This is a genomic window from Mucilaginibacter flavus (genome assembly GCF_030409315.1).
Classification (GTDB): domain Bacteria; phylum Bacteroidota; class Bacteroidia; order Sphingobacteriales; family Sphingobacteriaceae; genus Mucilaginibacter; species Mucilaginibacter flavus.
Window position 1 is genome coordinate 120,064 of sequence record NZ_JAUFPS010000014.1, and the last position, 23,356, is coordinate 143,419.

Here is a 23,356-nt window from a genome sequence, read left to right on the forward strand (position 1 = left end):
GGGAGTTTCCTATTTTAGAATAGCCATCCTGGCTTTTAATTATTGTTATTATTACTGCTGCCTTCCTTCAAGTCATCATTATTGATGGTCTTTTTAGGCTTTTTTGGTTTCTCAACCGACAGGCCGCCAAACTTGTAGCTAAACGTGATCTCGAAGCTGCGGTTATGCATTACGTTCATGGAGTTTTGGTTGATGTTGGCAGAGTTTACCACCGTTGGGATCTTTAAACCATTGGTAAAAAAGTTTTCGGCACCAATACCTATACTGCCTTTTTTGTTGGCAAACTTGCGGTTAAGGCTTAAGTTATATATACCAAAACTACCCTGGTAACCCTGCAGCTGTATCTGGCGCGAACGACGGAAAGCGAACCCCTGGATTGCATATTTATCTGAAAGATCGTAACCGCCAAACAAACGGTAGTTGGCCACCCAGCCATGGTTAGTGGCGTGGAAAAGCGGATCAGGGTCCTGGTTATCGAGGTCTAAATAATACATATCAATACCCGCGTTTAAGGTTAACTTGCTGATAGGCGAAAGATTGGCCGATAAACTCATACCGTACGCGTTTTGCTTGCCCAGGTTTTGGTAATTTGTTTTGATAGTATCGCCGCTGCTGGTGCGGATAGTTTGGATAGCATCATTGGTGTTACGCATAAAAGCCGATATATTAAAATGGTTGGCTTTAATGTTGGTACTGTAAGCCAGCTCAAAGTTGTTGGTAAACTCGGGCTGCAAAGCAGGGTTACCACTGCTGATGTTAAGCGGATTTGATGCCTGGATATTCGGGTTCAAAAACTCAATAGAGGGGCGTTGAATACGGCGGTTATAGCCTAATTTAATCATATCGCCATTATCAAACTTTTTGCTAATGTTAAGGCTGGGTACCAAAACGCCATAATCAGGAATGTTTACGGATGACCCGGTTTGGAAATCGGCATTGATAGTGGTGTACTCGTAGCGGGTACCTGCTTTAATGGTGTAATTTTTAATCGGGTTAAATGTAAATGATACATACCCCGCCGCAACATTTTGTTTGTAGTTAAATGAGTTTGACAGACTTGATGATGCCAAAGGCTGGTAATTAAGCGTGCCATCGGCTGCCGATAAGTAAGTATAATCGCTGCTTACGGTACGTACAATATCTTTGGCTCCAAACTCAAGTAGGGTGTTTTTAACCAGGGGTGTCTGGTAATCGGCCTCAAGGGTAAATTCCTTATTAATGCTGGTGTTATTATTTTTTAAACCACCGGTAGTGGCCCCGTTAGTTTGATCAAGAAAAATATTTTCAAAATCGTTATGGCGGTTATTCTGGCTGTATTCTGTTAAAAAGCTAAACTCCTGTTCGGGTTTTTTACCGGTAAGGGTATAGGTTAAGGTAGCATCTACCGATGTGGAGTTGGCGGTGATTTTATTTTTTTGCAATGATGAGTTGGTGAAAACATCATTAAGGTAGTTGGTAGTTAAAAAATCATCTTGTGTAGTTGGACGGGCGTTGGCACCAAATACCACACCCAGACTAAGCGAATTATGTTCATTAATATCATAATCCACACCTGCATTATACCTGGCAAACAAATATTTATTATGGGTATTTGCCGATTGCGTGGTACGCGATGCATCACCGGTACTTAAATCGGTTACGGTTTGGTCGTTATTAAACTCGCCGGGAATGTTATATCCACCGCGACCAAATCCGCCTAATGAAAAATTGAGTTTACCGGTTTTGTAATTACCGTTAAGCCCCAAACCCGCGCCCCTTGTGCCGGCACTTGAATTGAGGTTAAGTGTCATACCCTTTAAGGTGTTTTGCTTCAGAATAATGTTGATGATACCTCCGCTGCCCTCGGCATCATACTTGGCCGAGGGTGAAGTAATTACCTCTACGCTTTTGATCAGATCGGCAGGGATTTGTTTCAATGCATCAGAAATACTTGCCGATGCCATGGATGACGGGCGGCCGTTAATCAATACTTTGATATTTGAACTACCGCGCACGCTTACGTTGCCATCCAAATCAACAGATACCATGGGTACGCGTTTCATCACATCGGTGGCATCGCCGCCGCGGGCGGTAAGGTCATTTTCGGCATTGTATACAGTGCGGTCTATCTTTTCTTCAATTACGGCCTTTTTGGCGGTAACCTGCACTTCGTTAAGTAGCTTAGCGTTAGGGGCAAGTAGTATGCGCCCCAGCTTTAAAGTGCCGCCATCTATTTTAATATTGCTGATGGTTTTATTGGCATAGCCTAAAAAATTAATGCGCAGACTATAAGTTCCGGCGGGTAGTTTATCGATAGTAAATTTACCATCGGTAGCGGTTACAGTGCCGTTCACTATTTTACCGGCCTGGTCAAGCACGGTTACGGTGGCGTAGTCTACCGGTTTCTGGCTCAGGGAATCAATAACAGTACCCGAAATGCCCGAACTGGCATCGGTATGTATATTGGCGGCTTTTACCATTGTAACTGGCAGCAGGAATAATATCAGGAGGTAAAATTTTAGTTTCATGCTGCAAATAAAGAACACCCCCACCGGTTACTAAAACGCAATAGACCGGCACAACAAAATAATCGACGATAAGCCAAATCACCCGGACGGAACTCTGGTTAAGTGCTATCACCCATGCTTCATCGGCACAATTTGCCTATTCGTCTATAAATAGGTGAAAAAGCGGCGCGAAGGTTTATTAAGGTTATGGAATCATCATGACGTATTTTCATCTGCACATCCAATCCACACCTGCACATCAAAATTACCCCTCCAGTTTCTTCAAAACATCTTTAGCATAGGAGTTTCCTATCGGGATGATGCGTTTGCCAATTTCTATCTGGTTGGATGAGTAGGCGGTAACGTGGTTGAGCGACACGATGTACGAGCGATGGGCGCGGATAAAGTGATTGGCTGATAATTTTTCTTCCAGGTAGGTAAGCGTTTGGTAGGTAATTACGGCATTGGTGGTGGTGTATATTTTAACGTAGTCCTTCAGCCCCTCAATATAAAGGATATCAATAAGCAGGATGCGCACCATTTTTTTGTCGGATTTTACGTAGATAAACGCCAGTCTATCATCTTTAACTAAGGTAGGCGCCGGCGATGTTACAATAATCTTATCGGGGTTGCGGCTGCTTTCGTACTTATCAACCGCTTTTAAAAAACGCTCGAAGGATACCGGTTTCAGCAGGTAATCAATCACGTTAAGCTCGTAACCTTCCAAAGCAAATTCGCGGTGCGCGGTAGTGAGAATTACCGGCGGTGGGTTTTTGAGAGTACGTAATAATTCAATGCCAGTAAGCTGCGGCATCTGGATATCTAAAAACAGCAGGTCTACCTCGTAGCTTTTAAGCGTGTTATAAACTTCTATAGCGTTGTTGCAGGTGCCAATCAGGTTAAGCTTATCCAATTTACTGATGTGACTTTGCATTACTTCGCGGGCCAGTTGTTCATCGTCGGCTACCAGGCAGTTGATCTTTTTCATAGGTCAAGCTTTAAATCGGCCTCAAAAATTTCGTTGAATTTATTAATCAGCAAGGTGTAGTTGCCGGGGTAGGTAAGCTCCAACCGACGCTTTACATTTTTGAGGCCGAGGCCTGTGCTGGTAGCCGTAGTATTGGGTTCATAACTATTCTCTACCTTAAAAAACAGCCTACTGCCGGTTACCTTTAAATTAATGGTGATGTAACCATTATGTTCGGCAAGGCCATGTTTAAAAGCGTTCTCTACAAAAGGGAGCAACAATAAGGGCGCAATCATTTTACCGGCAATATCGCCCGAGTATTGGAAGGAGAGCTCCAGCCTATCGGCAAAGCGCATTTGCTCAATACCGATGTAACTTTCCAGGTGTTTAATCTCGTCTTGCAGCAGTACTTTGTTTTCACTGGCCTCGTACAGCATGTAGTGCATCAGGTCTGACAGGCGCAACACCACTTTTGATGCCTGTTCACTTCCTTTTAAGGTAAGGGCATATAAACTGTTAAGTGTATTGAAAAAAAAGTGCGGGTTAATCTGGGCTTTCAACAGGCCCATTTCGGCGGTAAACTTTTCCTGCTCCATTTCGCGCAGGTGCTTTTCCTGTTCAAACGCGTTGCGCATCAATTTGGCAATCATGGCTATGGCCATTACGGGAGTATTGTTGGCCGCGTTTTTAAAAATGCGTACCGGAATCCAAAAGGTGGTTTTCTCCATTTTAAACATGGCGGGCTCGTGAATTTTATCCCACGGAACCCAAATGGCATATGCGAAAAAACGTTGAATGAGGCCACCAAAAAGTATGAGCAATAATAATCCAACGGCGTATTTGAAATATTTTTGAGGGTAATAAAATAAGGGCATCAGTAAGTAAAGGTTTACATAGGTAACCAGCATGCAGGTGGGCACCCCGGTTAACAGCTGTGGGTCCAGCTTAAATGAAAATACATCCTTATCCTCCCATCCGTTGTTTACAGATTGGTATAGTACATAAGCCAGCCAAAACAGCAGGTGCCGCATAATGGCCTGGTATCGTATCTGCTTTAGGTTTTGCATGTTGTAAAAATCAATATTCTTAGCGGGCTATATCCGGTTATTAGACCAACGCCCCATTCCGGGCCCTTAATTGTACGTTTTTTACCGTTAACATGTTTGGGGTTGTTAACAGCTTGTTGATGGTTGCAAATAAGCACTACGTCTAAAACTAAAAATATTGCGTTTTTAGCGCCATTTATTTGAGGCATGAAAATATTTCAGCGCCTCAATTATCGCCAATTTGGGTTGATTTTATACCTTATATTACAAGCAGCCTTGCAAGGGTTACACGCCCAGGAGGCTTTTTTACCGTTGCCCGAGGCTCAACGCCCGCATTTACAAGCCACCCGCACTACCGAAAAAATAACCATCGATGGCCTGCCCGATGAAGCGGCCTGGGATAAAGCCCCCGTTGCCACTTATTTCACCACGGCCTATCCCCGGCAGGGTAATAAAGCAACGTACGATACCAAGGTGCGGTTATTGTACGATGATAAAAATATTTACATCAGCGCGGTATGTGATTTTCCACCGGGTAAAAAAGATATCCAGGTACAGGATTTGCGCCGGGATTTTAGTTATAGCAATAACGAACTTTTTGAAATCCTGATCGATCCATTCAAAGATCCCCGCCTGCCGGTAATGACTTTTTGCGTAACGCCCTACGGCACCCAGATGGATATTATGCACTATGCCGATTTTAGCTACGATTATAAATGGGATGCCGTTTGGCAGGCCGCCAGTAAAATACAGGAACACTCCTGGACAACCGAAGTGGCTATCCCCTTCAGCACCCTGCGGTATCCCAAAAATTCCAGTGAATGGAGCATTAACTTTGCCCGCAACATCAGGCACATCGGCGAAACCAACGGCTGGTCGCCCTGGCCGCAGGCTTATAGCGAAACGCAGATGGCCTATGCAGGTATCCTTACCAATATAATACCACCCGATGCTAATTTTAACTTGCGGGTTGAGCCTTACGCATTAGTGAATGCCAATAAGATCGACAATAAAAAGACAAGCTATAAACCGGAGTTTGGCGGTGAGGTTAAATATGCCATCAACTCCAATACCCTACTGGAGGGTACTGTTAACACCGATTTTGCCCAGGCGGATGTGGATAAGCAGGTGGTAAACCTAAGCCGCTCAAGTGTGTTCTTTCCAGAAAAGCGGCAGTTCTTTTTAGAGAACGCCAGCCTGTTTTCGGTAGGGCAAAGTGGTATTATTCAACCTTTTTTTAGCCGGAGGATAGGGCTGAGCGATAACGGCAACCCGCTTACCATTAATGGTGGCTTAAGGTTTGTTCACCAGGATAGCAAGCAATCGGCCGGGGTATTGGTAATGAAACAAAATGGAGATAGTACCGAAAATGGCGCGCTGTTTGGCGTATTTCGCTACAAACGCAATATCACCAACAGGCTGCAGGTCGGCGGGATGGAGATACTGCGCGAAAACCTGGCGGGGCTGGGCCACTCTACATCTGTTAACCCGGTTGAGGTGGTGGATGCCTTTTGGCAGGTAAGCCAGCCGTTTTTTATCCGTGGGATGGCATCATACTCGGGTAATTCGCTCAATAAACAAAAAGGATCTGCGGCCTTTGCCGAGTTGAATTACTCGGCCACGCATTTCTTTATCGATTGGTTTCAAACTGCGGTATCTAAAGGTTACCAGGCCCAAACGGGGTTTGTTGCCCGCGATAATTTTATCAATACACAACCCAATTTTTACTTTTTTACGCATAAAAACTGGTTTCCTAAAAACGTGCAGTTTTTTAGTCCGCAAATTACTGCCGATATTTATCACGAAGCCTCAACCGGCAAATTCCAGGAAGCAAACGTGATATTGATGCCTTTTCAATTGTTTTTTACAGATCAATCGCACCTTAATTTTAATATCACCAGTTCATGGGAAAACCTTACGGATAATTTTGAACCGGTACGTAAGGTTAATATCGCTACAGCAAATTACCATTTTTACCGCTATGAATTTTACGGCATCACCAACGCGGCCGCGCCCTTTAGTGCCGAAACCCGTTTGAGCACCGGGGGCTATTATAATGGTAGGCTGAATAGTTATTATTTATCGTTAAGGGCAGCACCCGTACCCCAGCTATCCCTGGTGATGAGCTATACCCGTAACGATTTTAAAAACGTAGGCGTAGATAAAGTATCAACCACCACCCACCTGCTGGCGCCAGAGCTGCGGGTAGCGGCCAATCCTAAAATGCTGTTATCTGCATTTTACCAATATAACACCGACGCCCGTAACGGATCATTAAATGCCCGCTTTTCGTGGGAGTACCGCCCGCTATCGTTCATTTACCTGGTGGCAAACAGCGTGAACAATTATTATAAAACACCCTTCGGCATCCCGCAAAAACAACAGGGCGGTATTTTGAAGCTAACGTATATCAGGCAGATATAGGGAAGAGAGATTCAAGAGATTAGAGTCAAGAATCAAGAGAGGAAGCTTTGCATTAAATTAAATTCATTGCCGTCCTGCGTTGTTCGAAGTCTCCGACTTCGAACGAGTATGCCTGTAGTCTCTGACTACAGGATCATCTACATTTTCAAATCGCAATCTGTTCAATGATCAAACCGGTAGTTGCAAACTACAGGCATCGCAGATCGAAGTCGGAGGACTTTGACCAACAGTGAAGAGAGTCAAGAAATTAGAGTCAAGAATTAAGAGAGGAAGCTAAGTGTTAAACTAATTTCATTGCCTTCCCATTTATGGGACGGAACCTTGGCGGCCAGCATTGGCTTTAGCCCAAAATGACCTGCCTGCTTTACTCCATATCGTTGTATTATGAACCTTTTAACGATATAGAGCGGCTTGGATTTTAATCTGTATCTTAAGCTATTGATGTTTAGTTGTTTAGCATGTTGGTTTAATATTTGGCATCATCGATATAAAAACACAAACTATATGAGCAACAAAACATGGTTCATTACCGGAACCTCACAGGGCATAGGCCTTGAACTGGTAAAAAAAGTAATAGCAAGCGGCGATAACGTAGTAGCAACCGCCCGTAGCATTGATGCGCTTAATACAGCAATACAAGCACCCGTCGGTCAGTTCCTGCCATTGCAGGTTGATTTGCTTGATGAAAACAGCATCGCGGCAGGTGTTGAACAGGCTATTGCCAAATTTGGGCAGATAGATTACCTGGTTAATAATGCCGGGTATGGTTTGTTGGGTGGTGTGGAAGAATCGTCAAAGCAAGAGGTGCAAGCCAATTTTGATGTAAATGTATTTGGCTTGTTAAGTGTTATCCGCGCGGTATTGCCGCATATGCGTAAAGCCGGTTCGGGTCATATCCTGAATGTATCGTCGGTATTGGGCATCATATCTGTTGCGGGTTGGGGCGTTTACGCTGCTACCAAATTCGCGGTAGAAGCTTTATCAGAGGCTTTGAGCCAGGAGGTTGCACCCTTTGGGATTAAGGTTACTTTGATTGAACCAGGGTATTTCCGCACCGGTTTCCTTAACAATGGCTCAACTGTTTTACCTGTAAACCCAATAAGCGAATATACTGCCCTTGACGAGATAAAGCACAAGCATATCAACGAAATCCCCGGCACGCAATTAGGTAATCCCGAAAAAGCGGCCGAAGTGATCATCGCCACCACCCAGCTCACCGAACCACCGCTAAGGTTACTTTTAGGGTCGGACGCTTTGCAGTATGCCAATTACAAAATAAGCCTGATGCAAACTGATTTTGAAGCGTTTAAAGAGGTTAGCGCATCTACGGATTTTATTTAACTTGCAACAGCGTGAGTAAGCAATGTTGTTGTGTGTATCTAACCGCGGATTCCAGAAAGCGCCCAACACCATGTTAAACGTTTTTTTGTAGAGATGCCTAATGCATCTCTACAAAAAAACAAAAACAGCATCACGCATGAAATACATCAAAACCCTCCTCTTCCTACTCATCGCCGCCGCGTCATCGGCCCAAACCATCGTAAAACCCGATTTGCAGATTAAACAAATGGTTGATGAGGTATCCTCCAAAAATATTGAAGCTACCATCCGCAAACTGGTTAGTTTTAAAACCCGGCATGTGCTGAGCGATACCACCAGTAAAACCACCGGCATTGGCGCGGCCCGTAACTGGATCAAGGCCGAAATGGAGCGCTATGCCGCTGCCTCGAACGGGCGGATGACGGTTGCCTTTGATACTTTTACCCAACCCAAAAGCGGCAGGATTGATAAGCCGGTGATGATTAAAAACGTTTTGGCTACCTTAAAAGGCGCCGACCCGAACGATACTCGCGTTTACCTGGTATCGGGCCATTATGATTCGCGCATAAATGATGTGATGGATGGCAATGGCGTTGAGCCGGGTGCCAATGACGATGCTTCGGGCACGGCCCTTTCTATGGAACTGGCCAGGGTGATGGCTAAACACAGTTTCCCGGCCACCATCATTTTCATGACCGTTGCTGCCGAAGAGCAGGGGCTATACGGATCTGACCATGTAGCGAAACGCGCCAAAGCCGAAAACTGGAACGTGGATGCTATGCTGAATAACGATATTGTAGGCAACAGCCACGGTATGGAAACCGATTTGAAGGATAACCGTAGCGTGCGCGTTTTTAGTGATGGTATCCCCACCAACGCTACAGATAAACAAATTGCTGCATTGAAATCATTGGGTGGCGAAAATGATAGTCCCTCGCGCGAACTGGCACGCTATGCCAAAGAGATTGGCGAGCGTTATGTTGATCAGTTGGATGTTAAGCTGATTTACCGCCGCGATCGTTACCTGCGTGGCGGCGATCACCTGCCATTTTTGGAGCAGGGTTTTAGCGCGGTACGTTTTACCGAAATGAATGAGGACTTTAACCGCCAGCACCAGAACATCCGTACCGAAAACGGCGTTGACTACGGCGACCTGCCCGACTTTGTTGATTTTAACTACGTACAAAAAGTAGCCCGCATGAACTTATCCGTGTTGGCCAACCTGGCCCTGGCACCCGCCCAGCCGCAAAAGGTGGGCATCATCACCAGCGACCTTACCAACAAAACCAAACTCACCTGGGAAGCGCCATCCACAGGCAAAAAACCTGCAGGCTACTATGTACTGATGCGCGAAACCACCAGCGCCTTTTGGGAACGCAAGTTTTACGTAACTGATACCTCGGCTACGCTGGCCTACTCAAAAGATAATTATTTCTTCGCGGTACAAGCTGTAGATGCGGATGGGCATGAAAGTTTGCCGGTGTTTCCGAAGCCGGTGAGGTAAGAGAGCCTCACCCAACCCTCTCCAAAGGAGAGGGCTTTGATTAGCAGGCTTTAATCTCCTGATCTGAATAAAAAAACGTCTTTTGTGTACCCAACATGCAAATCAAAAGTCCTCTCCTTTGGAGAGGATTTAGGTGAGGCTTTTAAATTATGCTATTTTATACCATTACCAATTTTATCGCCGACTCTATTTTTAACGGCACTTTTGCCATCACCATTTGCCTGTTTATTGTTAAGCTTTTTAAAATCGAATTATTTAAAATCAATAAGCCAGCATTGGTCAAAGCTGTAAACACCGTATTGCTTTTAGGGGCTAATATTTACCTGGTAACATATTTAGCAGAGATTTTTACAGCTTATTATTCGGGAGGCGAGTATGAACAGTATACGTTTACCAATCGTTTATTTGGTTCCTATTGGTGGGCTACACTCGCTTTACTGGTCAGAAGTATTTTGCTGCCGCAAATCTTGTGGATCGGAAAATTCCGGAAATCATTTATCGCTACAATAGTTATTTTGTCCTTTTGGGTATTGATCAATATTTTTTCGATGATGCCATTCGGGGCAATGGAAATTCTTAGAGAATTTAAGGTTTCGATGGGTTACTTTGAGGGATTAGTGATTTACATTGTAATTTTAGCGGTTGTATACTTTATTTTAAACAGAAAAAAGTTGATAGAGTCGAAATACACGTTCACAGGGAGTTAAGCATTTATGAGCGTCACAAATCAAAACCATTAGGAGGCACCTACGGAGCCAAAAGCAAGAGAGTTTTGACTATAAACACGAGACTCCGCTGGAGTCTGGGAATTATTTTTAGACTCCAGCGGAGTCCCGTGTTTATAGATATATTGTTAAACAGGATTTGGCTCCGTAGGTGCCTCCTATTTCACTTTTACCCCACCGCTGTGCGAAGCCTCTGACTTCGCACCAATATGCCTGTAGTCTCCAGACTACAGGATGTCGTTATGCTCACGATTGTAACGCAACGTAACTCCGGGCTAAATAATGAGCCTTAAATTTATCTTAGCTGAACGCTGGGATCATGATTCTCGTCGACGAAAGATTCAATGCCCTCCCACTTAATGACATTGCCTTAACCTGCCACCTCGTCCGTTTAAATTATCTTTACGCATCTCACCCCTTACACCAAAATGCAAAAAAGCAAAATACATATACGGCCTTTATTGGCGGTTTTAGGTTCGATATTAAGCGTTCAGATAGGGGCCACTATTGCCAAAGAATTATTCCCGGCACTTGGCGCGACGTTCACCGCGATGCTGAGGATAGGGTTATCTGCCTTGATACTGCTTGCGGTAAACAGGCCCAACCTAAAAAGCCTTACCAAAGTACAATGGCAGGCGGTAATTCCTTATGGGCTTTGTCTTGGCGCCATGAATTTGGTTTACTACCTCGCTTTATCCCGCATCCCGTTGGGGATAGCCGTCACGCTTGAATTTATGGGGCCGCTATTGTTGGTTGTATTCAGCTCCAGGCGACTCATCGAATTTTTATGGGTGCTGCTTGCCGCGGGAGGCATTGTGTTGATGACACCGTGGAACAATACCAATATTGACCTGTTCGGCGCGGGCATGGCCTTGCTGGCAGGTGCGTTTTGGGCGGGGTATATTATTTTAGGTCGACGGGTATCCGCCGTGTTAGATGGCCGGCAGGCTGTTACTATAGGAATGCTGTTTGCGCTGGTGGTGGCGTTGCCCTTTGCTTTTACAGGCGGTGGCATGGTAAACTTTAAAAGCCATATGATTATTCCAGCAGTGGCGTTGGCTTTGTTTTGCAGCGCCGTTCCGTTTTCATTAGAGATGTACGCGCTTAAGTATATGCCCACCAAAACGTTCAGCATCCTCATGAGCATGGAACCCGCCGTTGGAGCCATCTGCGGGTTGATATTTTTGAAGGAATATCTTTCTGTACAGGAATATGTAGCTGTTGTATTGGTAGTAATTGCAAGTGCAGGGGCAACCTTAGGCAACCGGGAGGATATGGGCAAAGCTACGCCCGACGCTTAGCGAAAAGGAATTAATATCGAACACTGAATGCCGAATATCGAATAATGAAGTATAAACAATGCTTCCGCGAGTTTAGCGCATAATATTACCCACGAGCTGAAAGCCCGAGGCAGCGTTTTTTTCAGTTTGCGTTTCCAGCTGCGCAAATCAAAAGTCCTCTCCTTTGGAGAGGATTTAGGTGAGGCTTTTTTACTAAGTTTGTAATATGTATTTCTTTAGAAAAAAAGATCCCAACAGGCCAAATAACATTAACCTGCGCATTATGCATTTTATAAACGCGTTGGCTATTATCATGTTTTTGGCGGGCATTATCTACAAGCTGATACAAATGTTCATATTCAAAAAATGATGGAAATAATAAACACCAATAACGCGCCTGCACCTATCGGGCCGTACAGCCAGGCTACTGTTGCCGGTAATTTTGTATTTGTTTCGGGCCAAATCCCGCTTAACCCAGCCACCGGCGAACTGGTAACCACCGGCATTACCGACGAGGCCGTGTTAGTAATGGAAAACATTAAAGCCATTTTAACTGAGGCCGGCATCGGCTTTGCCAACGTGGTAAAATCAAGCATATTTTTAACCGACCTTGGCAACTTTGGCCAGGTGAACGAAGTGTATGGCAAGTACTTTACCTCCAACTTCCCTGCCCGCGAAACTGTGCAAGTATCTGCTTTACCTAAAGGGGTTAATGTAGAGATCTCTGTTATTGCGGTGAAGTAAGAACCTCACCCCGGCCCTCTCCTTTGGAGAGGGAGTTAAGAAAAAAATCCAAAACAACCACGCAAATCAAAGTCCTCTCCTTTGGAGAGGATTTAGGTGAGGCTTTATGAACCCTTTTCAAACACCACTTGTTTACTTAAAAGGAGTTGGCCAGGCACGGGCCGAGGTTTTGAAAAAGGAACTGGGGCTGGCCAATTTTGAGGATCTGCTGCGCCATTTCCCTTTCAGGTATATTGACCGTACCAAGTTTTATAAGGTTAAGGATATTAACCCCGATTTGCCGTACGTGCAGGTTTTGGCCAGGGTGATCAGTAAACAGGTTGTTGGCGAAAAACATACCAAGCGCCTGGTAGTGCAAACCCGCGATGATACCGGCACACTTGAACTGGTGTGGTTTAAGGGCATCAACTGGATAGAGAAAACCATCATACCCGGTACGGTTTACATTGTATTTGGCAAGCCCGGCTTTTTTAACATGCAGGCGCAAATGGCGCATCCAGAAATGGAGGTGTATTCGCCGGCTAATATGCAGCGACAGGGGAACGCTACCTTGCAGCCGGTATATAACTCTACCGAAAAACTCAAACAGTTCCAGTTAGATAGCAAGGGCATCCAAAAACTTACTTCGGTGTTACTGGCGCTGCACGCTAAAGATGTGCTTGAAAATTTACCGCTGTACATCATTCAGCATTTTAAGCTGATTAGTCGGGCCGAGGCCTATAAAAACATCCATTTTCCGGCTGATGCTAATTTGCTGAATGAAGCTTTGCATCGTTTAAAGTTTGAGGAACTTTTCCTGTTGCAACTTCGTTTACTTCGTAATAAGCTTTTGCATACCCAAAAGTTTAAAGGAAATGTATTTGATAAGGTAGGGCATTACTTTAATGATTTTTATCACCATAAATTACCCTTTGAACTCACCGCCCCTCAAAAGCGGGTTTTAAAAGAGATACGGCAGGATACCCAGCGCGGTGTGCAAATGAACCGCCTGCTACAGGGCGATGTGGGCAGCGGAAAAACTGTAGTAGCTTTAATGAGTATGCTGATTGCGGTTGATAACGGCTTCCAGGCCTGCATTATGGCCCCTACCGAAATTTTGGCTACCCAGCATTTCCAAACCGTATTTAACCTGGTAGGTACCGAATTTATTGAGGTTGCTTTGCTTACCGGTTCTACCAAACAAAAAGACCGTAAAGTGATCCATCAACGCCTGGAAAGCGGCGACCTGAAAATCCTGATAGGCACCCACGCCTTAATTGAAGATAAGGTACAATTCAAAAACCTGGGCTTTGTGGTGATTGATGAGCAGCACCGCTTTGGCGTTGAGCAGCGTGCCAAACTGTGGCGTAAAAACGTCATCCCGCCGCATGTACTGGTAATGACGGCTACCCCTATCCCCCGCACCTTGGCCATGACACTTTATGGCGATCTGGATGTATCGGTGATCGATCAGTTGCCGGCCGGTCGTAAACCTATCCAAACGCTGCACTTTTTTGATAACCAGCGCCTGCGGGTGTTTGGTTTCATGAAAAAGGAAATAGCCCTGGGTCGGCAGATCTATATTGTATACCCGCTAATTCAGGAGAGTGAAAAACTCGATCTTAAAAACCTGGAAGATGGTATAGCGGTAATCTCTCGCGAGTTCCCATTACCCGAATATAAGATTAGCATTGTACACGGCAAGCTAAAACCCGCCGATAAGGAGTTTGAAATGCAGCGCTTCATCAAAGGCGAAACGCAAATTATGGTAGCTACCACCGTTATTGAGGTTGGGGTGAACGTGCCCAATGCCTCGGTAATGATCATTGAAAACGCCGAACGGTTTGGTCTATCTCAATTGCACCAGCTGCGTGGCAGGGTTGGTCGTGGGGCCGAGCAATCTTATTGTATTTTGATGAGCAGCCATAAGCTGAGTCATGATGGTAAGATCCGCCTGGATACCATGGTGAAAACCAATAATGGCTTCGAGATTTCGGAGATCGACCTGCAACTGCGCGGCCCGGGCAACCTGGATGGCACGCAGCAAAGCGGTGTACTCGACTTAAAAGTAGCCAACCTGGCTACCGACCAGGAGCTCCTGATCAAGGCCCGTAAAAGTGTGGAGCAAATCTTCGCCAAAGACCCGCAACTGGCCCTGCCCGAAAACCAGGTGCTGCACCATGCCTTCCAAACCAATAATGCCGGCCTAAGTTGGGATAAGATCTCCTGAGGCTTTCATTTTCCACTCAAAATATTAAATTTGTTTCCGACTGACTTCGGCCGGTAAATGCCCCAAACGGTCTGCAAAAACAAAATTGCCCTAAAGGTATCTCAAAAGGGTATCAAAGGTGACTGAAAAGGTAATCACAGGATGTCAAAAGGTATCCATAGGTTATAGTTAGGTACATTTATCTGCCAAAACCATACAGAAAAATAGATGAAAAAAACATTTACTTTATTATGCGCCGCAATGTTGGCCGCCCCCCTTGTCCACGCCCAGCAGGACTCCCTCACCATCCGCAAAATTTATGACGAAGCCCTGGTGAACGGCAAAAGCTATGAAAGCCTGCGCTACCTGTGCAAAAACATTGGCCAGCGTATCAGCGGTTCGGCCAATGCCCAAAAAGCCGTAGAGTATAGCAAAAAACTGATGGAAAGCTACGGCTTTGATAAAGTTTATTTACAGGAAGTTATGGTACCGCACTGGGTGCGCGGCGAAAAAGAAACCGCCTTTATCATCGACGGCAAAAACCGTATCCCCGTACCCATCGCTGCTTTGGGCATGACGATAGCTACCCCTAAAACGGGCATCACTGCTGATGTAGTTGAAGTACAAAGCCTTAAAGAGGTTGAATCTTTAGGAGAGAAGGTGATTAAAGGTAAAATTGTGTTCTTTAACCGTGCTTTCGATCAACGCTTTATCGAAACCGGCCGTGCTTACGGCGCCGCCGGCGATCAGCGCTTTATGGGTCCTGCTGTAGCCGCCAAATATGGTGCGGTTGGGGTTATTGTACGTTCATTAAGTAGTACGCTTGATGATTTCCCGCACACCGGCGCTACCCTGGTTGATAAGGATGGCAAGAATATCCCTGCCGCGGCAATATCAACTAAAGCGGCTAACAAGCTGAGCGCCATGCTTAAAATGCGCAAGTTCCCGACTGCTAAATTCTACTTTAAACAAAGCTGCCAGTTACTGCCCGATGCGCTGTCATACAACGTGATAGGCGAATTAACCGGCACCGAGCATCCTAATAAATTTATCACCGTAGGCGGTCACCTGGATTCATGGGATTTGGCCGAAGGGGCTCATGACGATGGCACCGGTGTAATGCAGTCGGCCGAGGTATTAAGGATTTTTAAAGCGATAGGCTATCGTCCTAAAAATTCTGTGCGCGCGGTATTTTTCATGAATGAGGAAAATGGCCATAAAGGCGGACTTAAATACGCCGAAGTTGCCGCCCAAAACAAAGAGGAGCATATTGCAGCTATAGAAACCGATGAAGGCGGCTTTACTCCACGTGGTTTTAGTTTTTCTGATGTATCAAAAGAATTTATCAAAAAAGTAAATGATAACTGGAAATCAACCTTAGAACCTTATGAGGTTGACCAACTAACCATAGGTGGCGCAGGTACCGATATTGAGCCGATGAAAGAAAAGCTGCCAGGTGTTATCCTGATAGGTTTCCGCCCGGATTCTCAGCGTTATTTTGATATTCACCACACACCAAACGACGTTTTCGAAAACGTAAACAAACGCGAACTGGAATTAGGCGGCGCAGGCATAGCAGCCCTGATCTACCTGATTGACCAGCACGGCTTATAGTTTCTCGATGTGCAGATATGCAGATTACAGATGTACAGATGATTTTTTGATGTCCTTTAAAAACTTACGAAGTTTCAGAAACTTCGTAAGTTTGATTAGCGGCTTTTTTGCACTTCATCTGCACATCTGTAATCTGCACACTTGCACATCCCCACTTCATCTGCACATCTGTAATCTGCATATCTGCACATCTAAAAACATAATTTATCCAATTAAAACCCTGCATATTACTATCAAATTCCAAAACCGTATTGTAAATTTGCAGCACATCATCCAAAACAACAAGTGACCGAAGAAGGCGATAGTAAACCCCAGAAAGTAGATTCCTTTGCGGCATTGCGATATAAAGATTTCAGATCTTACGTAGGCATGCGCTTTTGTTTCACCTTTGCATATTCTATGCAAACATTTGTGTTAGGTTATTACATCTGGCACATTACCCAAAGTAAAATGGCCCTTGGTGGCATTGGGCTTTGTGAAGCCATTCCGGCGGTATGCATTGCCCTTTACGGAGGCTATATTGCCGATAAATCTGAAAAGCGAAAAATGCTGATGCTGATTTTCGGCAGCGTAATAGTAACCGCTACGGTAATATTTACGGTAACCTTAAAAAACAACCACGGCATTGTAAACCCGGCCTTTGTTGTGCCCATTGTGTATTCAATGATATTTGTTAATGGTATAGCACGCGCCTTTTACGGGCCGGCTACCTTTACCATTTACGCGCAAAGTATCCCTAAAGAGGTTTATCCCAACGGTAGTACCTGGAGCAGTTCAAGCTGGCAGGCAGCCTCCATTTTAGGGCCAGCGGTTGCCGGTTTAATTATTGCTTATCCTGGTAAGTTTATAAACGGTGTAAATGGCGTTACCCAAAGCTTTGGCCTCATCATTATCATGTTGCTGATATCATTTGTGTTGGTAGCCTCCTTACGTAAATACCCGCCGGTATTTGTACCCAAAGAAAATATCTGGAAAAGCTTATCAGAAGGTATCCATTTTGTTTTCAATAATAAAATGATGATTGGTGCTATGAGTCTTGATCTTTTCTCTGTATTTTTTGGAGGCGTAGTAGCCCTGTTGCCTGTATTTGCCGATGAAATATTAAAGGTTGGAGCCGAGCGATTAGGCATTATGCGCGTAATGGAATCAGTGGGCGCTATATTAACCATGTTGGTAATGACCCGCTTTTCGCCCATGGGTAAACCCTGGCGTAATTTATTGGTCGCGGTAACCGGCTTTGGCGTATCTATCATTTGCTTCGCCCTATCCAGAAATTTTTACCTGTCGATATTTTGCCTGTTCACCTATGGGGCATTTGATAGCGTAAGTGTTATTATTCGAGGTACCATTATGCAGCTGCTAACTCCCGATCATATGCGCGGACGTGTATCTGCCGTTAACCAAATGTTTATAGGCTCATCGAATGAGATTGGCGCTTTTGAATCGGGCATGGCCGCTCAGCTGTTAGGCACAATACCATCCGTAATATTTGGTGGTAGCATGACCATGCTTATTGTAGGCATCACTTACCTGAAAACCAAGAAACTAATACCGCTTTCGTTAGGGCAAATTCAACCACCCGAAGTGTCAGAAGAAGAAATCATCACCCAATAAGCCTTCCCTTCAGGGGAGGTTTGGAGGAGCTTTTACCCTAACACGCTATCAACCCAGGCTTTGCCCCAGTTTTCCAACTCCTCTTTACTCCATAGCGATGGATAAAAGATGCGTTTTTGAAAGCGCGGAGGCAGGTATTTTTGCCAGTTGGTGCCGCCTGTGGCTTTAATTTCTTCCGGTTCCCGGTTAAGGTATCGCACGGCAGATTTATAGTGCGATAGTGGCCAATTCACGTTTACGTTCACGTCTAACTGCCGCAATTCTGTTTTCAACTCCGGCGTTAATTGTCCGGCTGCTTCAAATTGCAGGGCAAGTGTGTTAAAGTTATGATTGGCTGCTGCTTTGCCCAATTCAATAAAGGTTTTGGCGTATTTCTTTTCGAACTGTTTAAGCGTTAATGTCTTTTTACCGGTTGACAGTTCCGTAGCGCCAAACTTCCAGTAAATAAACTCAAACTGCTCTTCTATAGATACATGACGCAATTCTTCGCGTTTATCCTTAGCTATCAGGTTAATAAAATCGGTCGCATAAATTTCAATCATACGGTACTGCCCCGACTGGAATCCGCTGGCCGGCAGTAGCGACATCCGAAATTTCAGAAACTGTTCCTTCTCCATCCCATCAACCATAATCTCGAATGATTGGGTTAAGGCGCCAAAATAACGGTTAATTCGCTTCAACCTCGCCGTCAAAAACTCAACAGTTAATGGCTGGGCGACAGCTATCTGCTCACACTCGTGGAGGGCCAGTTTAAAATACAGCTCGGTTATTTGATGATAGATAATAAATATCTCCTCATCAGGAAAGGGCGTTTTAGGGCTTTGCAAACTTAACAAAGTATCTAGGTGGATATAGTCCCAGTAAGTTAAAAAATCGGCATATAGTAACCCATCAAGATATGAATTCATATCCTGGCCCATAGCTTCATATTTCTCCTGTAGTTGCGCTAAGCGGTCTTCAATTTCTGGCGGGAATTGCATTATCAAAGGTAATAAAAATGAAATGAGCTACAATTTGGCAGATAGGAGCCGGAAAAGAAAACTTTTTTGATTGGCAAGTGTCTTCTTTCTGGATCAGAATTTTCAGAATGCTAAGTTGAACGGCCAATTAATTCTGTTCATTCTTTAATTCTGCAAATTCTGATTCAGACAAAACCTTTAGCATCATGAAAATCACGAAAATATTAATTGGTATTGACGATAGTAGCTACGCCCGCAATGCGGCCGCCTACGGTTTTGATATCGCGCATAGCTACAACGCTGCCGTTGGACTGGTGCATATTATTGAACCCAACGTTTTTCAGCCCGACCCTACTGATAGTTTAACAGGTATGCCAATGGGCACCACACTGGGTGTTGAACAAGCCGATCTTCTTGATATACAAGCTAAGCAGTCATCATTAGTAATCGACGGAATAAAAAAGGAACACGCGGGCAACCTTGAAGTAACTTCCTTTACCGAATTTGATGTAACGGCCAATGGCATAATCAACTGCGCTAAACAGTTTAACGCCGATCTGATAGTTTTAGGCACCCACAACCGATCAGGACTTGATAGGTTGCTGATGGGTAGCGTAGCCGAAGATGTGGTGCGTCATTCGCCCATACCGGTATTGGTAGTACCTTTTGCGTGATGTGGGTCGTGGATTGTGTTGCGAGGATCGGGTAAGAAAAATGCCGCTAAAAACGCGCAACCCGAACCTGATAACCCGAACCTAATAAAGCAGTCTGAATTTTATAGTATGCTCAATTGCCTTCAGCTCGTTTAAAACCTCAGTATCATAACCCGTATTAACGTCGGTAATAACGTAGCCTATTTGCGGGTTGGTTACCAAAAACTCGCCTACGATATTGATATTGTGGCGGGCAAACACATCATTTATTTTGGCCAGGATACCCGGTACGTTTTTATGGATGTGGATTAAACGGTGCGCGTTGTTTACACGTGGCGGTTGCAAATCCGGGAAGTTGCAGCTGGTGTGCGTTTTACCTTCGTTCATAAACGCCATTACCCTTTTAGGGATAAAATCGTTATTATGTGGGTTATGCCTTGGGTCGTCAAATATTATGATACCGCTTTCGGTGGCTGCTTCGGCCAGCTTGTGGCTGCATTTGCCAAAAATACCGATCACTTTTAACCGGCCTGCATTTTGAACCTGTTCAGGGCTTGGTTGATGCTCTTCATCGCAAAATAAAACACCGGCTTCCTCTAAATATTTATCTTCAACCTCTTCGCGGTTGCGAATATTGTAGCCTTCTTTTTTCATTTGCGCCTGCGCTTCCTCGTCAATAGCACCAACTACCAAACATTTAATGCGGTTTTTGGGGTACGATATAGCACGGGGTAGTTTATTAAGATACAAAAACTCGTCGAAACTTGGTGTAACGTGGTCGGCTTTTTCGGCTACCGATTTACGTTCGATGTTTTCGGTAAAGGCATAGAATTTTTTAATCATGCCCGATTCCTTCAATTGAAAATCAGAATAGCCATCGCCTATACCATAAATATCACCGGGTAATTGCAATTCTTTTAACAGTTTTACCTTGCCACCCTCCTGCGAAAGTGGATTGGTACGATCATAACCGATGATATTACCTTCTTCATCAAACTCAAAAGTATTGGCGTAGATGTTTTCTTTTTTGATGTGATACTCGGTAACAACAGGGGTAATAAACTCTTTGAAACCGCCCGATACGATCAATACCTCGTCCTGGTGATTTTTAAAGAAAATGGTGTTGCGGGAAAATGAGGTAGATACCTTCTTTTTAAGATGACTAATCAGTTGCTTTAAATGATCGCGATTGGCGCACAACAGTTTAACCCTTGCTTCCAGGCTTTGGGTAAAAGATAACCTGCCTTCCATCGAGGCATTGGTTAAATCTTCTATCTGTTTGTAAATACCCTCACGGTCGGGATGATTTTTGAGGGAAATGCGGGCCAACTCGTCAAGGGCTTCCACCTGTGTAAACGTGCTGTCGAAATCAATAATAAAGTACTGCTCCATCTTGGGTGCAAATGTGCGAAAAATTTTGTTGATAGAGTTAGTAGCGTTTCTTTTCTGTGCCTACATCAACACCTCTACAATCTCCAAAATTGTTTTGCTTATCGGTTTAAACTCAATACCAATGGCATCTTTGATTTTTGAGTTATCAAAATCCCGGTTTAATGAAGCTGTTTGTGCCGATGTTTTATCAATGGCAGGCGCTTTACCTGTTATGGCGCCGATAAAGGCCGCGCCACGCCACGCCAATTCCATTATCCAGGGCTTGGCTAATATGGCCGGTGGCTTGATGCCGAAGCCATTAGCAACTTCGGTAGTAATATCTTTATAATTATAATTTTCGGCACTGATCACATAGCGCTCGGCTGTAATATCGCTGTTCATCAAGCCGGTCATACATTTGGCCACATCTTCAACATCAACAAAACCAATGCTACCCGTGGTGTAAAATTTTAAGCCTTTGCGTATCGTTTCAAAAAATACGCCACTACCTTGTTTACCCGCGCTCGCCCCTATGATAAGCGATGGATTTACAATTACAGCATCTAAACCTTCGGCAATACCACGCCATACCTCCATTTCGCTTTCTAACTTGGATATCGCATACCCATCATTTTCGGCAGATTCTTCGAGGTGATGATTCTCGGTAGTCAGCTCACCTGGCTTAGCCAAACCAATAGCAGCTATCGAGCTTACGTGCACCATCCGTATCCCGCGTTCAACACATAAATTAACCAGGTTGGCAGTACCGGTAACATTGGTATTAATCATTGGCTCTTTATCGGCTGCCTTTAATGATACCCAGGCAGCGCAATGATAAACCTGCGTTACGCCATCAAGCGCATCCTCTAAAGCAAAAACATCCAACAGATCGGCATCAACCCATTCAATTTTATCCTTGAACGGTGTGAGCAAAGCAGGAATAGCAGATGTAACCCGTTTGGTACAACGAATATTATTGCCGCCCGTAACCAGCAGTTTTGCCAGTTCAGCCCCTAAAAAACCCGTTGCGCCGGTAACAAGAATCATATGTGCAAATATGCAGATAGATGTGCAGATTTTTCACGATTGTTTGTTTTATCGGTGTTCAAGAACGCTGCGCCTTTTCAAATGTGTAGATATGCAAATGATTTTTTTGTTTTTTGCCACAGATAAATTATGGGTTCAGTGCATCTGCACATTTGAAATTTGCACATCTGCACATCAATCATCACATTTGCACATCAATCAATTGCACATCAAACTATGTCCTTAGCTGATTTTTTTACACCTATTGATCTTAAAAAGATCACGCCTAAAAAAGGGTATTATACCAGCCAGCTTGGCGATAAAATTGTGCATTATTCTGTTGATTTTCCTGATCTGGAAGAAAAAACCGACCTGGCTATAGTAGGGGTTATGGACGACCGTAACGCCGTGGACAACCAGGGCTGTGCCCTCGCTCCAGATTATATTCGCGAAAAACTGTACCAGCTTAACGAAGGCGGCTACACTTTAAAAGTTGTTGATTTAGGAAATATAAAAGCCGGCGCTACAGTTAAGGATACTTACTTCGCCCTTAAAACTGTAGTATCCGAACTGGTTAAAAAAGACATCGTGCCCATTATTATAGGCGGCGGACAAGACCTTACCTATGCCCAATACCTGGGCTATGAAGACCTTGAACAAAAGGTAGACCTGGTGATTGTTGATTCGCGCTTTGATTTGGATGAGGATGAAATGGGCGATAGTATAGAAACCACCTCACAGTCCTATCTCAATAAAATATTTTTGCACGAGCCTAATTACCTGTTTAACTACAGCAACCTGGGTTACCAAACCTATTTTGCCAGCCAGGAAAGCCTGCGGGTTATGGATAAGCTTTATTTTGATGTACACCGCCTGGGCGAGTTAGCAGGTAATATCGCTGTTACCGAACCCGCCATTCGTAATGCCAGCATGATTAGCTTTGATATGGGCGCTATCCGTTCATCAGATGCCATGGGCAATGCCAATGCTACACCGAATGGCTTTAACGGGCAGGAAGCCTGCCAGATTTGCCGTTACGCGGGCTTTAATGATAAACTTACCTCTATAGGTTTTTATGAGTTTAACCCTGCTTATGACAGCAATGGGCAAACCGCCATGCTTGCGGCGCAAATGATATGGTATTTTATTGACGGCTTTTATGGCCGCAAGCGGGATTTTCCGCTCAACCCAAAATCGCAATACCTTATTTACAAAACCAGCCTGAAACATGAAGACCAAGAAGTAGTATTTGTAAAAAGCAAAAAATCAGACAGGTGGTGGATGCAGGTTCCCTATCCTTCGGGAGGTTCACGCAATGAACGTTTTCACCTGGTGCCGTGTAGTTATTCAGACTATAAAACCGCCACATCCGGCGAATTGCCCGATCTTTGGTGGCGTACTTATCAAAAATTAAACTGATAATCACAATTATACC

General features: G+C 44.5%; 18 protein-coding genes. 12 read left to right on the plus strand and 6 right to left on the minus strand.

Annotated features, from left to right (window positions below; all coding sequences use genetic code 11):
- Positions 1-35: 35 nt before the first annotated feature.
- The 3 genes from QWZ17_RS05110 to QWZ17_RS05120 all read right to left on the minus strand — a co-directional run bounded on the left by QWZ17_RS05110 (position 36) and on the right by QWZ17_RS05120 (position 4,520).
- Positions 36-2,507, minus strand: a complete 2,472-nt coding sequence (locus QWZ17_RS05110) for a TonB-dependent receptor domain-containing protein (RefSeq protein WP_290303920.1) — start codon at positions 2,505-2,507, stop codon at positions 36-38.
- Positions 2,508-2,751: 244 nt separating this feature from the next.
- Positions 2,752-3,474: a LytR/AlgR family response regulator transcription factor gene (locus tag QWZ17_RS05115; protein ID WP_290303921.1), complete on the minus strand. Its 723-nt coding sequence runs from the start codon at positions 3,472-3,474 to the stop codon at positions 2,752-2,754.
- Complete coding sequence (locus tag QWZ17_RS05120) at positions 3,471-4,520, minus strand: sensor histidine kinase (RefSeq protein WP_290303922.1); 1,050 nt, start codon at positions 4,518-4,520, stop codon at positions 3,471-3,473. Before QWZ17_RS05120 ends, QWZ17_RS05115 begins: the two co-directional genes overlap by 4 nt.
- Positions 4,521-4,706: 186 nt before the next feature.
- Between QWZ17_RS05120 and QWZ17_RS05125 the strand changes: the two genes are divergently transcribed.
- The 10 genes from QWZ17_RS05125 (at position 4,707) to QWZ17_RS05170 (ending at position 17,912) form a co-directional block, all read left to right on the plus strand.
- Positions 4,707-6,923 (plus strand): carbohydrate binding family 9 domain-containing protein, encoded by a 2,217-nt coding sequence (locus QWZ17_RS05125; RefSeq protein WP_290303924.1) that lies wholly within the window; start codon positions 4,707-4,709, stop codon positions 6,921-6,923.
- Between the two features lie 504 nt (positions 6,924-7,427).
- Complete coding sequence (locus tag QWZ17_RS05130) at positions 7,428-8,264, plus strand: oxidoreductase (RefSeq protein ID WP_290303925.1); 837 nt, start codon at positions 7,428-7,430, stop codon at positions 8,262-8,264.
- Between the two features lie 136 nt (positions 8,265-8,400).
- A complete protein-coding gene (locus tag QWZ17_RS05135) occupies positions 8,401-9,747 on the plus strand; it encodes a M28 family metallopeptidase (protein WP_290303926.1) in 1,347 nt (448 codons plus the stop codon).
- A gap of 149 nt (positions 9,748-9,896) precedes the next feature.
- Positions 9,897-10,454 carry a hypothetical protein gene (locus QWZ17_RS05140; protein ID WP_290303927.1) on the plus strand — a complete coding sequence of 186 codons (558 nt, stop codon included), beginning with the start codon at positions 9,897-9,899 and terminating at the stop codon, positions 10,452-10,454.
- Positions 10,455-10,900: 446 nt separating this feature from the next.
- Positions 10,901-11,773 carry an EamA family transporter gene (locus QWZ17_RS05145; RefSeq protein ID WP_290303929.1) on the plus strand — a complete coding sequence of 291 codons (873 nt, stop codon included), beginning with the start codon at positions 10,901-10,903 and terminating at the stop codon, positions 11,771-11,773.
- 205 nt (positions 11,774-11,978) lie between these two features.
- Entirely contained in the window at positions 11,979-12,122 is a 144-nt protein-coding gene (locus tag QWZ17_RS05150; RefSeq protein WP_290303931.1) for a DUF6728 family protein, read from the plus strand.
- Positions 12,119-12,496 (plus strand): RidA family protein, encoded by a 378-nt coding sequence (locus tag QWZ17_RS05155; RefSeq protein ID WP_259090997.1) that lies wholly within the window; start codon positions 12,119-12,121, stop codon positions 12,494-12,496. Before QWZ17_RS05150 ends, QWZ17_RS05155 begins: the two co-directional genes overlap by 4 nt.
- Before the next feature lie 106 nt (positions 12,497-12,602).
- A complete protein-coding gene (gene recG, locus QWZ17_RS05160; RefSeq protein WP_290303932.1) occupies positions 12,603-14,705 on the plus strand; it encodes an ATP-dependent DNA helicase RecG in 2,103 nt (700 codons plus the stop codon).
- 207 nt (positions 14,706-14,912) lie between these two features.
- Positions 14,913-16,298, plus strand: coding sequence for a M20/M25/M40 family metallo-hydrolase (locus QWZ17_RS05165; RefSeq protein ID WP_290303933.1), 1,386 nt, complete (start codon positions 14,913-14,915; stop codon positions 16,296-16,298).
- Between the two features lie 285 nt (positions 16,299-16,583).
- Entirely contained in the window at positions 16,584-17,912 is a 1,329-nt protein-coding gene (locus QWZ17_RS05170; protein WP_290303934.1) for an MFS transporter, read from the plus strand.
- A gap of 32 nt (positions 17,913-17,944) precedes the next feature.
- Here the strand turns inward: QWZ17_RS05170 and QWZ17_RS05175 are convergent, their stop codons facing one another.
- Positions 17,945-18,892, minus strand: a complete 948-nt coding sequence (locus QWZ17_RS05175) for a tryptophan 2,3-dioxygenase family protein (RefSeq protein ID WP_290303935.1) — start codon at positions 18,890-18,892, stop codon at positions 17,945-17,947.
- 185 nt (positions 18,893-19,077) lie between these two features.
- On the opposite strand from QWZ17_RS05175, the gene QWZ17_RS05180 reads away from it, so the two are divergent.
- Complete coding sequence (locus QWZ17_RS05180; protein WP_290303936.1) at positions 19,078-19,545, plus strand: universal stress protein; 468 nt, start codon at positions 19,078-19,080, stop codon at positions 19,543-19,545.
- Positions 19,546-19,626: 81 nt separating this feature from the next.
- Here the strand turns inward: QWZ17_RS05180 and QWZ17_RS05185 are convergent, their stop codons facing one another.
- A complete protein-coding gene (locus tag QWZ17_RS05185; RefSeq protein ID WP_290303937.1) occupies positions 19,627-20,916 on the minus strand; it encodes an HAD-IB family phosphatase in 1,290 nt (429 codons plus the stop codon).
- Between the two features lie 60 nt (positions 20,917-20,976).
- Positions 20,977-21,942 carry an NAD-dependent epimerase/dehydratase family protein gene (locus tag QWZ17_RS05190; protein WP_290303939.1) on the minus strand — a complete coding sequence of 322 codons (966 nt, stop codon included), beginning with the start codon at positions 21,940-21,942 and terminating at the stop codon, positions 20,977-20,979.
- A 216-nt stretch (positions 21,943-22,158) separates the two neighbouring features.
- Between QWZ17_RS05190 and QWZ17_RS05195 the strand changes: the two genes are divergently transcribed.
- Positions 22,159-23,340, plus strand: coding sequence for a formimidoylglutamase (locus QWZ17_RS05195; RefSeq protein ID WP_290303940.1), 1,182 nt, complete (start codon positions 22,159-22,161; stop codon positions 23,338-23,340).
- Positions 23,341-23,356: the final 16 nt, after the last annotated feature.